The sequence below is a fragment of the Sphingomonas sp. PP-CE-3A-406 genome, from assembly GCF_003688625.1.
Classification (GTDB): Bacteria; Pseudomonadota; Alphaproteobacteria; order Sphingomonadales; family Sphingomonadaceae; genus Sphingomonas.
The window spans coordinates 55,177-67,492 of record NZ_RCWY01000004.1; the positions used below are offsets into that span (position 1 = coordinate 55,177).

The 12,316-nt window shown below is 64.0% G+C and carries 12 protein-coding genes, 4 pseudogenes and 1 riboswitch; of the genes and pseudogenes, 10 read left to right on the plus strand and 6 right to left on the minus strand.

Annotation, left to right across the window (positions count from 1 at the left end):
- Positions 1–347 precede the first annotated feature (347 nt).
- Together C8J44_RS17560 and C8J44_RS17565 are read right to left on the minus strand one after the other, a co-directional pair.
- Positions 348–745 (minus strand): annotated as a pseudogene (locus tag C8J44_RS17560) (VOC family protein).
- Between the two features lie 70 nt (positions 746–815).
- Positions 816–1,076: a hypothetical protein gene (locus tag C8J44_RS17565; protein ID WP_121905588.1), complete on the minus strand. Its 261-nt coding sequence runs from the start codon at positions 1,074–1,076 to the stop codon at positions 816–818.
- Positions 1,077–1,294: 218 nt separating this feature from the next.
- On the opposite strand from C8J44_RS17565, the gene C8J44_RS17570 reads away from it, so the two are divergent.
- From C8J44_RS17570 to C8J44_RS17580, 3 genes are read left to right on the plus strand one after another with little or no spacing between them, the layout of a single operon-like run.
- Positions 1,295–1,948, plus strand: coding sequence for a hypothetical protein (locus tag C8J44_RS17570; protein ID WP_310886174.1), 654 nt, complete (start codon positions 1,295–1,297; stop codon positions 1,946–1,948).
- Positions 1,945–3,378: a relaxase/mobilization nuclease domain-containing protein gene (locus C8J44_RS17575; protein ID WP_259466936.1), complete on the plus strand. Its 1,434-nt coding sequence runs from the start codon at positions 1,945–1,947 to the stop codon at positions 3,376–3,378. Before C8J44_RS17570 ends, C8J44_RS17575 begins: the two co-directional genes overlap by 4 nt.
- Positions 3,375–4,253 carry a hypothetical protein gene (locus C8J44_RS17580; RefSeq protein WP_121905590.1) on the plus strand — a complete coding sequence of 293 codons (879 nt, stop codon included), beginning with the start codon at positions 3,375–3,377 and terminating at the stop codon, positions 4,251–4,253. The genes C8J44_RS17575 and C8J44_RS17580 overlap by 4 nt, the downstream gene beginning before the upstream one ends.
- A gap of 432 nt (positions 4,254–4,685) precedes the next feature.
- Here the strand turns inward: C8J44_RS17580 and C8J44_RS17585 are convergent.
- Positions 4,686–5,563: pseudogene (locus C8J44_RS17585) on the minus strand (LysR substrate-binding domain-containing protein).
- Positions 5,564–5,727: 164 nt separating this feature from the next.
- Here C8J44_RS17585 and C8J44_RS17590 point away from each other — a divergent pair.
- From C8J44_RS17590 to C8J44_RS18855, 4 genes are read left to right on the plus strand one after another with little or no spacing between them, the layout of a single operon-like run.
- Positions 5,728–6,765, plus strand: a complete 1,038-nt coding sequence (locus tag C8J44_RS17590) for a YeiH family protein (protein WP_051583497.1) — start codon at positions 5,728–5,730, stop codon at positions 6,763–6,765.
- Between the two features lie 59 nt (positions 6,766–6,824).
- The gene (locus C8J44_RS17595) at positions 6,825–7,895 is read left to right on the plus strand and encodes a sulfite oxidase (RefSeq protein WP_121905591.1); all 1,071 of its coding nucleotides are present in this window, start codon (positions 6,825–6,827) and stop codon (positions 7,893–7,895) included.
- Positions 7,892–8,404, plus strand: coding sequence for an MgtC/SapB family protein (locus C8J44_RS17600; protein ID WP_107963382.1), 513 nt, complete (start codon positions 7,892–7,894; stop codon positions 8,402–8,404). The genes C8J44_RS17595 and C8J44_RS17600 overlap by 4 nt, the downstream gene beginning before the upstream one ends.
- Before the next feature lie 52 nt (positions 8,405–8,456).
- Positions 8,457–8,582, plus strand: a complete 126-nt coding sequence (locus C8J44_RS18855) for a hypothetical protein (RefSeq protein WP_258191424.1) — start codon at positions 8,457–8,459, stop codon at positions 8,580–8,582.
- Between the two features lie 125 nt (positions 8,583–8,707).
- On the opposite strand, the gene C8J44_RS17605 is transcribed toward C8J44_RS18855, so the two are convergent.
- The 3 genes and pseudogenes from C8J44_RS17605 to C8J44_RS17615 all read right to left on the minus strand — a co-directional run.
- Positions 8,708–8,980 (minus strand): CrcB family protein, encoded by a 273-nt coding sequence (locus tag C8J44_RS17605; protein WP_201780755.1) that lies wholly within the window; start codon positions 8,978–8,980, stop codon positions 8,708–8,710.
- A gap of 3 nt (positions 8,981–8,983) precedes the next feature.
- Entirely contained in the window at positions 8,984–9,346 is a 363-nt protein-coding gene (locus C8J44_RS17610) for a DUF190 domain-containing protein (RefSeq protein ID WP_082471096.1), read from the minus strand.
- 104 nt (positions 9,347–9,450) lie between these two features.
- Positions 9,451–9,783 (minus strand): annotated as a pseudogene (locus C8J44_RS17615) (chloride channel protein); the annotation flags it as partial.
- Positions 9,784–9,944: 161 nt separating this feature from the next.
- A riboswitch (Fluoride riboswitch) is annotated at positions 9,945–10,022 on the plus strand.
- A gap of 23 nt (positions 10,023–10,045) precedes the next feature.
- Here C8J44_RS17615 and C8J44_RS17620 point away from each other — a divergent pair.
- The 3 genes and pseudogenes from C8J44_RS17620 to C8J44_RS17630 all read left to right on the plus strand — a co-directional run.
- On the plus strand, positions 10,046–11,446 hold the full coding sequence (locus C8J44_RS17620) for a voltage-gated chloride channel family protein (protein WP_056056360.1): 1,401 nt from the start codon (positions 10,046–10,048) through the stop codon (positions 11,444–11,446).
- 38 nt (positions 11,447–11,484) lie between these two features.
- On the plus strand, positions 11,485–11,868 hold the full coding sequence (locus C8J44_RS17625; RefSeq protein ID WP_236698802.1) for a DUF190 domain-containing protein: 384 nt from the start codon (positions 11,485–11,487) through the stop codon (positions 11,866–11,868).
- 8 nt (positions 11,869–11,876) lie between these two features.
- Positions 11,877–12,314 (plus strand): annotated as a pseudogene (locus C8J44_RS17630) (EamA family transporter); the annotation flags it as partial.
- Positions 12,315–12,316: the final 2 nt, after the last annotated feature.

Genomic DNA, 12,316 nt, shown 5'->3' on the forward strand with positions numbered 1-12,316 from the left:
CTCGTTAAAGGCGGCCCCACGATCGAATAAATAGGGCGTGATACCTCGCTTGGCAGGACCGCGACAGCGCCCGAAACACCATACGAGCGGCGCTCGCGTGCACAGGCGCACGGGCGATCGCCAACCACCAACACGACGCAGTCTGTGGCAGGCCGGCAGGGGAGGGGGCAGCCTGATCTGGCGCCGTCAATCTGCTTTCGGGTATCCTGCTAGGCCGCGCTGAAGCGAGCGCCGGCCGTCAGCCTCCGTCGGCGCAACACCCAGACAGGCCGTGGCTGCCAAGATTGGGGAACCGCTGCGTTCGATCCCAGCCAATGCGCTTACCGCATAGAATGGCGGATCGAAGGTCATCCCTTGCCCACGCTAGGTTCGATCAAATCCCATCGGTTTCCGTAGAGGTCTTCGAAGACCGCCGCCGTGCCATATGGTTCATGGCGAGGCGCTTCAACAAAACGGATGCCCCGCTGCGTGTAAGCGAGGTGGTCACGGGCAAAGTCGTCTGCTTCGAGAAACAGGAACACGCGACCGCCGCTTTGATCGCCGATCGCCTCACGTGGCCGGTCGCCAACCGCTCGCGCTAGTAACAGTCCGTTTGCCGCACCATGCGGCGCGACCACCACCCACCGCTTGTCATCGGTCAGCACGGTATCTTCACGCAGTTCGAAGCCAAGCTTCTCGACGAAGAAGAGAGCGCGGTGTCATATTCGTCGACAAGGAGAGCGGTCAGGTTCAAGCGTTGAGGCATCCGATGAGGCTGCCCTAATCTGGATACTAGGCCAACGCCGGCTTCTCGTCTGGATGGTGGACCTGGAAGCCTAGCCTAGCGACGCAAGCTGGCTTGCCACCGCTTTGCCGCCGTGTTTCGAAATAGCCGTCGCGATTGCCCGGGCATCCGCTTTGTCGATCGCTGCAATTTTAACCCGCTCGAGCGCTGCGGTTAGAACCGGACGACCAGCGTCTCGAGCCGTCTGCTCCGCCGCCTTTGCCTGTTCGTCCAGATGAGCAAGTTCCGCTTTTAGAGCTTCCCGCCGAGCCTCGATTGTTGCGAGATCGACGGCGTTTCTTGATCGAGCCATTCTTTGAATCCGGTTCCAATAGAGAACAACTTACCATGTTGCGGGCAATCCGGGAGATAGCAGGTAGGCGTACCTAATCGTACAAACGCCTTGCGCCGGCGCCACAAGAACGAAAGTTACTTGTAGCAAGCATACAGTCAATCACTTTTCACCTCCGCGTTTGGAGTGATTTAGCTCCAAAAAGGTCGTTGTTTCATGAGAACAGGCAATTACTAGGGATGGCAGGATATGCCTCACGGCACCAATGTTTAACATTGGTTTGTGGGGCGCCGCTGCACGGGGCTTTTGAGATGAATGTAGGCCTGCGGTTGAAGGACGATTTGGTCGCCGAGATCGACCGCGTTGCCGCGGCGAATGGGCAGACCCGAAGTCGCTGGATGGCAAACGTATTGGCCAACGCAGTGCTGGCTCCGGAGAACGATGACATTCCGGTGATGCCGATTCAGGGTAGGGGGGATCCCGACGATCTCATTCGCGTCACCGTCCGCCTCGACCGGAGCGAGGTCGAAGGCATCGACACCGTAGCGGCGCCGATGAAGATGACGCGAAACGAATGGATCAAACGCACGCTTCGCTGGCAGCTTTGGGACAAGGCGGGCGTGCTGAGGCTGGCGCCAGCCACCCAGGCTGAGATCGTCGCGTTGCGCAAGCAGGTGCTTCTGATCGGCCGGAACATCAACCAGGCGGTCCATGCGATGAACGCCGCCAACCAGCCCGAAAGCTCGCTCGACATCGCCCGCGTCGCCGGTCCCCTCATCGAGAAATGTGAGGAACTGAAGACGCTGCTGTTTACGACCCGGCTGGGCCTATCTGCTTCGATCGGGGCAGAGGTCGGGTACTGGACCGAAACCTACCGAGCGTCAGGAGCGTGAGCTTCCGCTTCTCTTCTGGAACGATGGACTCCATGGCGGGCGTCTTCGCGCCGCCGAAGAAGTACCGCCTCGGGACTGGAGGCGGCAACGCAAAGGGCCCGAGAACGGGGGGCACGATGCTCGGTCTTGCCGTTGCGTCGATGTTCCCGAAAGCCGCATCCTCGTCGGGGACGTCGCGTGCCAGTGCGCAGGCTAAGCACGCTTTCGGGGGCGGAACGCAGGCCCGAATGAGCGGCCAGGCGACCATGGCTGCGGATCGCACATCGCGTCGCGTCCCCGAGGTCATGGTGCGGATCACGGGGCGACAGCATGGCGGCGGACACGTCATGGCCAACTTCGCCTACATCAGCCGGCTGGGTCACGGTTCCGACGAGGAACTCGGTCTTGAAACGAGCGAGGGCGTCATGCTGCGTGACGGACGGGACATGCAGATTCTCGCGACGGATTGGCATAGCTTCGAGATGGACGGGGACGCCAGACGCAAGGGTGCGACGTCCATTTCGATGATCCTCTCGATGCCGACGGGGACCGATCCGGAGCGTTTGAAAGCGGCGGCCCTGGACTTCGCACGCGAGGAGTTTGCGAACCGGTCGTGGGTTGCCGGCCTTCACGTCGATCGCGACCATCCGCACGTTCACATCACGATCGCGCGTCGCGATTTTGACGGGCGCCGCTTTCATCCGGACCGGGATGATCTGTTTCGATGGCGGCAACGCTTCGCCGAGAAGCTCCGCGAACGCGGCATCGAGGCCAACGCCACGCCGACCAGGGCGCGCGGTATTGACCCCGCGCATGAGCACATTGCGGTACAAAAGATGCGCGACAAGGGGCAGGTTCCGCGGCTCGATAGGAGCCGGGCGGAGCGCGCCATGCGCCTCCGCGACCAGGGTATATCCGACCCGGTCGAGGCCATTATTGCAAGTCGGCAGGCCATCGTTCGCGCGACCTATATGCGATCCGTCGCGGAGCTGTCGGCTTCGCCCTCCCTCGCCGATCAGGTGGTGGCACAGAGCCTCGGGCGGTTCGTCGCGGCATTGCCGCCGCCCGAGCCCAACTCCGCTCGGGCGATGCGTGCCGGTTCACCGTCCCGCACGCGCGGCGCGATTGTCGATGCTCGGACGCGCCCCGCTGTTGCGGATCCCGGGCCCGATCCGATCGCCGCAGCACTGGAACGTTCTCGCGTCTTGCGTGGAAAGCTGGAGGCCAAGCAAGCACTTCGGGAGAGACCCGAGCGGACCGAAGACACGCCGCATGAACGCCGACCTTCGGGGGTATCCGAGCGCCTTCGCTCGCTTATGGACGAGGCCGAACGGCAGGCCACGGCACCGACGCCAAGCAAGCCGGAGGAGGTCCTTCGCGAGATATTGGATCGCGACCGCGCCACTCGGGACCGAGTGCGTTCGCCGGATAAGGGTGGGCCAGAACGATGAGCACGGACAAGGTAAGCGTTGCTCTTGCAGGCGTTCTGGATGCGTTGACGTTCGTGCAGGAGCAGCTCGATGCGCTGACCGCGAGCACCCAGCGCATCGAGGCGACACACAAAGAGATCGTCCATAGGCTCGACACGATCGATGCGGGCCAGGCCGCCGTGACGGATCTAACGCCGATCCTCGAGATGATCCTAGGGCGATCGATCGGCGATCGTGAAATCATGAAGACGCAACTCGGTACGATTGCGGCGGCGATCGGCTTCGCCCATGCCGCCGCTAACGGTAACCGAGCACCCCTGCCTGTCGCAGTAGCCAGCGATCCGCTCCTCGAGCGCTTTATCCTGACTCAACCCGCGGATCTGTTATCGGACGAGCGGTCCTTGACGGACTGGCGCAACGCCGCGTCGGCCGCCAGCACAGCCGAGCTTATTGTTCTCCTGAACCGGCAGTATCAGCCCTCACCAACGGATACCCCGGAGACCCGGGTCCTGCGCTACCGCCTGGCGGCACTAACGCGAGCCGAGATCAAGGGGAGGGGGGCTGCGCCGCCGGCACCACCGGGCACCACCGTGGCGGTCGATCGTACAGCCTCGGCTTGCCTGATAAGGTCCCACGAACTCGCCGAGCTATGGCGTGCAGGGGAAAGCGCAGCGCTTTACGGCGAACCCGAACTGGCGGGCGCCATAGATATCTTCGACGATGCAGAGCGCAGGCTGGGGCCTGCGGCTGGGGAGCATTCTCTACCCGAGCTGGTCTCGCTTCACAGCGATCTAGCCAGCCGCATCGAGGCAGGCGATCGACCGGACATCGGTGACAGTCGCAGGGCTTCCAGCAACGACCGTGCGACTGCGGTCGAGCTCACCAAGGATCGTTAGACGAAGTACGTTAAAGCGGATCGGCGGGTTCCGACCAACTCACGCCGTTCCTCAGCAAAGGGGTAAATGGCGGCTTCTCTCAAAACCTGCCACTCACCCTACGCGAACACGATGTTCGGCTTCGCGACCCCTCCCAGCCATCCCCCTGTTGAGTGAGAGGCGATTGACCTGCCATGTCGGAAAACACCCGTTTGTCGTGCATCCAGGATGGCGACAGGGTTTTCCGCCGTAATCGATGCCTTCAGGGACAAAGGCGTCGTCCCGGCACGGTCTGCTGAACAACAGCTACTGCCAGATCCGGCCGCTCGTGGGCGATGTCCCGTCCTACTATGGCGCAAATCTGGTGGAGTGCGGTCAGACAGGTTTCAGCAAGGAGATGGCGATCGCGGGCGGTCCCACAAAGGATGGCGTTTTGAGAATGCCGATGCGTACCTACCGCCGCTGCAACCCGATCACGTCCAACAGCGCATCCGCGGCTTTCGTGCGATAGCGTTCCTTATGCCGCAGCCCGAAGAAGGGGCGAGGAGCGAATGTGATCGGTGCGACGTGCAACAGACCTGCCTTGATGGCCGGGTCGACCACTAGCGCCGACAGGACAGCAACGTCCGCCCCAGCCTCCACGGCCGTTCGGTCGCTTTCATTAGACGGCATCGTCAGCGCCACGTCGAGGGCAGCCGGATCGACTCCCAAGCTGCGCAACTCGCTATTCAACGTCGATCGCGTGCCTGATCCAGGCTCCCGTTGCCCCCAGCGTGCTCGTCGCAGCCATGTCACGTCGATGTCGGCGTCGCCGAAAGGCTGTGCTCCGACGAGCAACAGCCGGTCTTCGCCGATCGGCCAATGCGCCAACGCCGGGTTGTCGATCTCGCCCTCGACAATACCCAGATCGGCCTTGCCGTCATAGACGCGTGCCGCGGCCTGCCCGGTGTTGCCGATCGACAGTTCGATACTAATCGCCGGATAGCGCTCATGGAAAGCCGCAAGGATGGGCGGCAACCAGCAGACGGCGATGGTCTGGCTGGCGACGAGGCGCAGCGTGCCCCGCTTCAGTCCGCCAAGCTCCTCCAGCACCGTCTCGGCCGCGTCGGCCCGCGCAAGAACTCCGCGAGCCTCGGTCAGGAACAGCCGTCCGGCCTCTGTCAGAGCGATGCCGCGCCCGACGCGGTGGAAGAGCTTGGTTGCGTGTCGCTCCTCAAGCGAGGCGATGGCTGCGGAAGCCTCTGACTGCGTGACGTTTAAGGCCGCGCCGCGACGGTCATATGCTTGCGCTCGGCCACGCCGACGAAGATGCGCAGTTGCTCCAGTGTCACACCGCACCTAATATAGAAACCGATCACGATTGACGATCGGAATGACAACAAGGCTAAGTTGGAGCGATCGGTAGGCAGGGTTTAGATCGTGCGACGGAAGGAACACCGCCGTGGCCAGTTTTGCCTATCCCGATCGTATATTCCCTACCGTCCAGACTAGCAGATTGCCCGCGCTGCTGCCCGGCGTCGGCCTCTGCCTCGCCGTCACCGGCTCGGCCTACGCGCTGGAGGCGGGCGAGCGCGCACTGGCCGGCAAGGCGTGGCTGGAGGCGCTGGTGCTCGCCATCCTGATCGGCACCGCCGTGCGCAGCCTGTGGACCCCGGATGAAAGGTGGCACGAAGGCATCGCATTCAGCGCCAAATACTTACTGGAGGTGGCGGTCGTCCTGCTCGGTGCTTCGGTCAGTGCCGCGACCATCTTGGCGGCCGGGCTGCCGCTCCTCGCCGGTATCGCCGGCGTGGTCGTGAGCGCAATCCTGCTCAGCTTTGGGATCGGCCGATTGCTCGGCTTGCCGACGCGGATGGCGCTGCTGGTGGCTTGCGGCAATTCAATCTGCGGCAACTCCGCCATCGCGGCCGTGGCACCGGTAATCGGCGCCGACAGCGACGACGTAGCTGCCTCGATCGCGTTCACGGCGGTACTGGGTGTGGTGGTAGTGCTTGGCCTGCCACTGCTCGGGATTGCGCTCGGCATGGGCGGGCTCGCCTTCGGGGCGCTCGCCGGGCTCACTGTCTATGCCGTGCCGCAGGTGATCGCAGCCGCCTCGCCGTTGGGCGCCACCGCCGTGCAGATGGGTACGCTCGTCAAGCTGGTGCGCGTGCTGATGCTCGGGCCGGTGTGCCTTGTTCTGTCGCTGGTGGCGCCTCGTCTCGCGCCGCAGTCGGTTCCCGAAGGCGAGTTCGTCGCCGGTGCGCCTACGGCCAAGCGGATGGACCTCGCCCACCTCGTGCCCTGGTTCATCATCGGCTTCCTCGCACTGGTCGCCTGCCGCTCGCTGGGTCTGGTGCCGACCGTCGCCATCGCGCCGATCGGCCGGAGCGCCACGCTGCTGACCGTCGTTTCCATGGCGGCGCTCGGGCTCGGCGTGGACGTCCGCACCGTCGCCAAGGCCGGGGGCCGCGTGACCATGGCCGTCGTGTTGTCGTTGCTCGGCTTGGCCGCGATCAGCCTGACGCTGCTGGCCGCGCTGCACATCGCATGATCGGGCAAGATAGTGAGGATGAGAGTGAGGCCAAACCGATTGTCAGGCGTTACAATAGCATGAGCGAGCTGATGATAGAGCGGAACCCCGAGCCCTACAACGCCGAGCCGGTGCCCGGCGCCTTGATCGAGCGGTTCTTGACGCCACAGAACCTGTTCTATGTGCGCAGCCATGGGCCCGTGCCGGACCTGCCGGCCGATCACCGGATTGAGGTGAGCGGGATCAGTGTGGGCGAGTGCTCCATCTCGATTGCGGAGTTGAAGGCGCGCTTTCCGGTCCGGACTGTCACGGCTGTGCTTCAGTGCGCCGGCAACCGCCGGACCGATCTCCAACAGGTGGGCAAGACTTCAGGCGATCCGTGGGACATAGGCGCGATCGGCAATGCCGAGTGGACGGGCGTGCGGCTCGCAGACCTGTTGGATGCAGTTGGAGCATCGGACGCGTCCAACCTGTTCGTCTGCTTCACCGGCGCTGACGAGGTGGATGTGGAAGGCGAGGTGGCACCGTTCGGCGTCTCGATCGCTATGACCAAGGCGCGGGCGCCCGACGTGCTGCTCGCCTGGGCGATGAACGGCGAACCGCTGGCACCCGAGCACGGTGCGCCGTTGCGTCTGGTCGTGCCAGGCTATGCTGGCGTGCGTAGCGCCAAGTGGCTGACCCGGATCGAGGTCAAGGACACGCCCTCCGAGGCGCCGATCCAGGCGCACGATTACAAGCTTTTTCCGGCCGACGTGACCAGCGAGACGGCGGACTGGACGCAAGGGCTGACGATCAACGCCATGCCGCTCAACGCCGCGATCTGCTCGCCTGGTTCGGGCGAGAGTCTGCCCGCGGGCAAGGTCCGGATCGAGGGCTATGCCGTCGCCTATGAGCGCGACGTGTCGCGGGTAGAGGTGTCGCTGAACGGCGGTCGAGACTGGCGGCAGGCCGATTTCTCCGACGATCCGGACGGGCAGTGGAGCTGGCAGCGCTGGTCGCTCGATGCGGAACTGCCCAAGGGGCGCCAGCACCTTGTGGTGCGCGCGTTCGACGATGCGGGCCAGGGTCAGCCCGAACTACCCGATACGATGTGGAACTTCGCCGGATACCTCTGCACGGCCTGGCACCACGTCCACGTGCTGGTCGAGTGAATCCGCCGCCTTTGTCGGTCGATCTCGCCTTCTGGGTCGACGCGATCGGCAGGATGATCGTGGCGACGGCGGCCGGCATGACGCTCGGCTGGGAACGGTCACGCGAGAACCGACAGATCATGGGTCTGCGGACGCTAGGGCTGGTCGGGCTCGCGAGTTGCATCGCCGTCCAGGCGATCGTCCACAGCGGCTTGCCGAACGTGAACGCCGATGCAGCAGGTCGGGTGATGCAGGGCATCCTATCCGGCGTCGGCTTCATCGGCGCGGGCGCGGTCCTGCGCGTCGGCAGCGGGCAGGAGGTGCATGGGCTGGCAACGGCGGCGTGCATCTGGGTGTCAGCGACGCTCGGAGCGGCAGCGGGATTGGCGGTGTGGCCACTGCTTGTGGGCGGTCTGCTGCTGGCGATGCTCGTGCTGTTCGTCGGCGCACCGCTCGAACGCCGTATCCGCGAACGCGCCCGGCAGACCCCGGCCGAAGCGGACCGGCGGGACGCCGAGCAGAAACCCTGAATAATCCTTGGCGCGAAACGGTGTACCAGTAGTTTTGCAGACGGAGGACTTCATGAGCGATATCGACAAGAAGAAGCCCACCACGCAAGAATCGGCCGAGATTCTGGAGCTGGAGGAGTCGGTCCGCGCCAAACACAAGGCGAAGGTTGACAACGTCAAGGAAGATGATCGCTTCTGAGCCGGTTGGCGCCGCTAAGCCGGGCTGAAGGAGCGAACGAGAGCGAGGCCGCCGAACAGCGCGAGCACGCCCAGCCCAACCGATCCGACAACATAAAGGGCAGCTTGCCCGACTTCGGCTCTCTCCTAATGCAAGGCCGCTTCCAGCGAGAAGGTCGAGAAGGTCGTGACGCCGTCCAGCCCGCCGGTGGTGAGGAACAATCGCCATCCCGGGCTCGATCCGCTTCGCAACAAGAACCAGCCCCCCAGCAGACTCATAAGGAATGAGCCGAGCACGTTGATGATGGGCGTTCCGATCGACAGGTCGGGGCCGAACAGGCGCAGGCTGAGGCCGTTCAGCCCATACCGCAGCATGCCGTCGGAACCAGCCCCGGCGAACACAATCAGGTATGGCCCCATGCCTCAGCCAACCAGCTCGGCCGTATCCGCATCTTCCTGGCGCAAGCCCGCCGGGCTGACCGTCCAATGCTCCAGGTGCTTGTAGACGATGACCTTGTTCGCAAGCAGGTCGCCATGCGCCCGGCAGAAGCCTTCGAGCTGCTCGCGCTGGCCGATCAGTTCGACACACATGGTGAGGTGTGGATCGGCGATCTCGGCGCCGTTCTCATGCACCGGGCCGTGGTTGCTGTAGCCGTAGTGGGTATAGTGGGCGACAGCGTTCATGATTCCGTCCGCCTTGGCCTGCGCGACGAGCGTTCGGTCGAGCGGCTTGGCAGCCCAGCGTGAGCGCGTGCCCGGCTTTACCGCCTTATCGGCTAGCTTCATGTAGATGCGGACCAGCCGATCTCGGTCTGCGACACGTGGTGGGCGTCGGACATGGATAAGCCTTCCGTGAGGTAAGGAGCGAACAGGTCTGAAAGGTCGGACACGGGACGGAGCGCGCGCGCATCGCGCAGCGTCAGGTCCGGCGGCAGGGTGCTGCCCGCCCGCTTCGGCACCGCCACCCGTTGCGACAGGTAGATGCCGTTATGCCCGGAGCAGGCGTAAGCGACGAAACAGGCGACCGCGACCGGCACTGCGGTCTCGGCGCCGAACAGCTCGACGCCCATGATCGTGCAGGCGAGCGGCGTATTGGCCGCGCCCGCGAACACCGCCACGAAACCGAGCGCGGCAAGGAGGTCGACGGGGACACCGATCGGGCCGGCGAGCGCATGACCCAGCACCGCGCCGATGAAGAACAGCGGCGTGACCTCGCCGCCCTTGGGCGGCGGCTCTTCGCCTGCTCCGCCGGCCACAGCAATCGGATGGCTGCGAGCAACAGTATCGGTCCGTCAGTTATCCTGCCGTTTCGGGCCTGTCATCCGGCAACCATACAGTTTCATTTCTACATCGGATTGACGTTGCCGCACCGCGGCGACATATAGCGGCCGAAGGCGATGGATTTCCGCCTGGCTATGTTGGCCGAACCGCCCTCGCAAGGGCCGATGATTCCTACCGGGCGCCGCAAGGCAGCAAGGAGGAATTGTGCGCGCGACGTTTCGCAATCTCTATAACGAATTAAATTTGGCCGCTTTTTTTCGCGATCGCCATGACCATGCCCTGTCGGTGTTGCGCTGGACGCTGATCCTCGTGCCGATGGCGGCGCTGGTGGGAACACTCTGCGCGGCTTTCCTCTGGAGCCTCGACGCCGCGACACAGGCGCGGTTCGACTATCCCTGGCTGCTTTACCTCCTGCCCTTAGGCGGAGCGGCGGTCGCGTTGCTCTATCACCTGACCGGCCGTTCGGTCGAAGCGGGCAATAATCTCATCGTCGAGCAGATACACGAGCCCGGAGGCGGCGTTCCGCTGCGCATGGCACCGTTGGTCTTCATCGGCACGATCGCCACTCATCTCTTTGGCGGTTCCGCAGGGCGTGAGGGCACTGCGGTCCAGCTCGGCGGCAGTCTCGCCAGCGCCGTTGCCGGCCTCTTCCGGCTCGATCCTGCCAGCGTCCGCATTCTGCTTATGGCAGGTGTCGCAGCCGGCTTCGGTGCGGTCTTCGGGACCCCGCTCGCCGGGGCGGTGTTCGCACTCGAGGTGCTGGCCGTCGGACGTATCGAATACGGCGGCATCATCCCCTGTCTGCTAGCCGCGCTGGTCGGCGACTGGGCATGTCACGCCTGGGGCATCCATCATACGCCTTACCACATCACCTATGTGGCCTCCGCGAGCGGTGCCTTGTTCGTCGAGCCGGTGTTGCTCTTCAAGGCGGCAATAGCCGGCGTAGCGTTTGGTCTCGCCGGACTTGTGTTTGCAGAAGCCAACCACGCCTTCGGCGGAGTTTTGAAGCGCCATATCCCTTACGGCCCTGCGCGTGCGGCGCTGGGCGGGGTGCTGGTCATCGCGCTGGTCTGGATCGTTGGTACACGCGCTTATCTCGGCCTAGGCGTATGGTCGGCCATTCCCGGTGATCCCACGATCGCCGGCTTTTTCACCGGCCCTGCCGATCGGTGGAGCTGGGCGCTCAAGATGCTGTTCACGGTCGTGACGCTTAGCGCCGGCTTCAAGGGCGGCGAGGTGACCCCACTATTTTTCATCGGCGCAGCGCTCGGTAATGCGCTCGGTTGGCTGCTTGGCGCACCGCTCGATCTGTTCGCGGGACTAGGCTTCATTGCGGTGTTCGCTGGCGCGGCCAATACGCCGCTCGCCTGCACGATCATGGGGATCGAGCTGTTCGGAGCGGCCCACGCCGTCCCAATCGCAGTCGCTTGTTTCATCGCCTACATCTGCTCGGGCCATAACGGCATCTACCTGTCGCAGCGGATCGCGGTGCCAAAGCGCGCGTCTCGCGCGCATACCGGGGCTGCGACCCTGCGCGATGCTCGTGCGTCACGGCGCGGCCCCCGTCCATCCCCGACCCCCGTCATCACCAAGGAGCATGACTGATGTCTCAACAGCATAAGGTGACGCCGAGCGAGATCGGTATGATCCGCATCTATCTAAAGCCATCCGACAAGATCGCGACCGGATCGCGTAGCTTCTGGTCGCGCAAGCCGCTCTACCGTGAGCTTGTCGCGCAAGCGAAGCGCGACGGCATCATGAACGCGGTCGCTCACAACACGCACTACGGCTACAGCAATCACGGCCCGGTGCGCGAAAATGGTTCCGAAATCGCCGATCCGCACCTGACCATGTGTGTCGAGTTGATCGGGCAGCGCCACGAACTGGAACGCTTCTGCGAAGCACATGGCGAGATCCTTGGTGGCAAGGTTATCGTCTACAAGCATCTCGAACACTGGAGCATTGGCTCTGCCGGTATCCGTCACGAAGATGCCGCGCCCGCGATCCTCGCGGCAGAGCCGGAGTGAGCGCGAGGATGAGAAGCACCGCTTCAGCGTCCTGGCTCGTCTGGGCATTGGGCTCCGCCGGCTTCGCCGCGATGACCGCGATTTTCGCGAAGATCGGCGTCGAAGGGATCGACTCCGATTTGGCCACGCTCTTTCGGACGCTGGTGATAGTTGCCGTGCTGACCATCCTTCTTGCGGTCACGGGCAAATTTCAGCCACTCGATGCGATCAGTCCGCGAAGCTGGCTGTTCCTTGCCCTTTCGGGCCTTGCGACGGGTGCCTCCTGGATTTGCTACTTCCGCGCCTTGAAGATCGGCGATGCCGCCCGCGTCGCACCGATCGATAAGCTGAGCGTCGTCTTCGTCGCGGTGCTCGGCGTGGCGTTTCTCGGTGAGCATCTTTCCACCCGCGGCTGGCTTGGGATCGTCCTGATCGGTGCGGGAGCCGTGCTCGTCGCCCTTGCCCGAAC

Coding starts and splice junctions, on each gene's coding strand:
- C8J44_RS17610 (WP_082471096.1), bottom strand. CDS start 9,346: ATGAAGCTAGCCGATAAGGCGGTAAAGCCGGGCACGCGCTCACGCTGG.
- C8J44_RS18855 (WP_258191424.1), top strand. CDS start 8,457: ATGAGCGATATCGACAAGAAGAAGCCCACCACGCAAGAATCGGCCGAG.
- C8J44_RS17580 (WP_121905590.1), top strand. CDS start 3,375: ATGAGCACGGACAAGGTAAGCGTTGCTCTTGCAGGCGTTCTGGATGCG.
- C8J44_RS17565 (WP_121905588.1), bottom strand. CDS start 1,076: ATGGCTCGATCAAGAAACGCCGTCGATCTCGCAACAATCGAGGCTCGG.
- C8J44_RS17625 (WP_236698802.1), top strand. CDS start 11,485: ATGATCCGCATCTATCTAAAGCCATCCGACAAGATCGCGACCGGATCG.
- C8J44_RS17570 (WP_310886174.1), top strand. CDS start 1,295: ATGGCAGGATATGCCTCACGGCACCAATGTTTAACATTGGTTTGTGGG.
- C8J44_RS17605 (WP_201780755.1), bottom strand. CDS start 8,980: ATGGGGCCATACCTGATTGTGTTCGCCGGGGCTGGTTCCGACGGCATG.
- C8J44_RS17595 (WP_121905591.1), top strand. CDS start 6,825: ATGAGCGAGCTGATGATAGAGCGGAACCCCGAGCCCTACAACGCCGAG.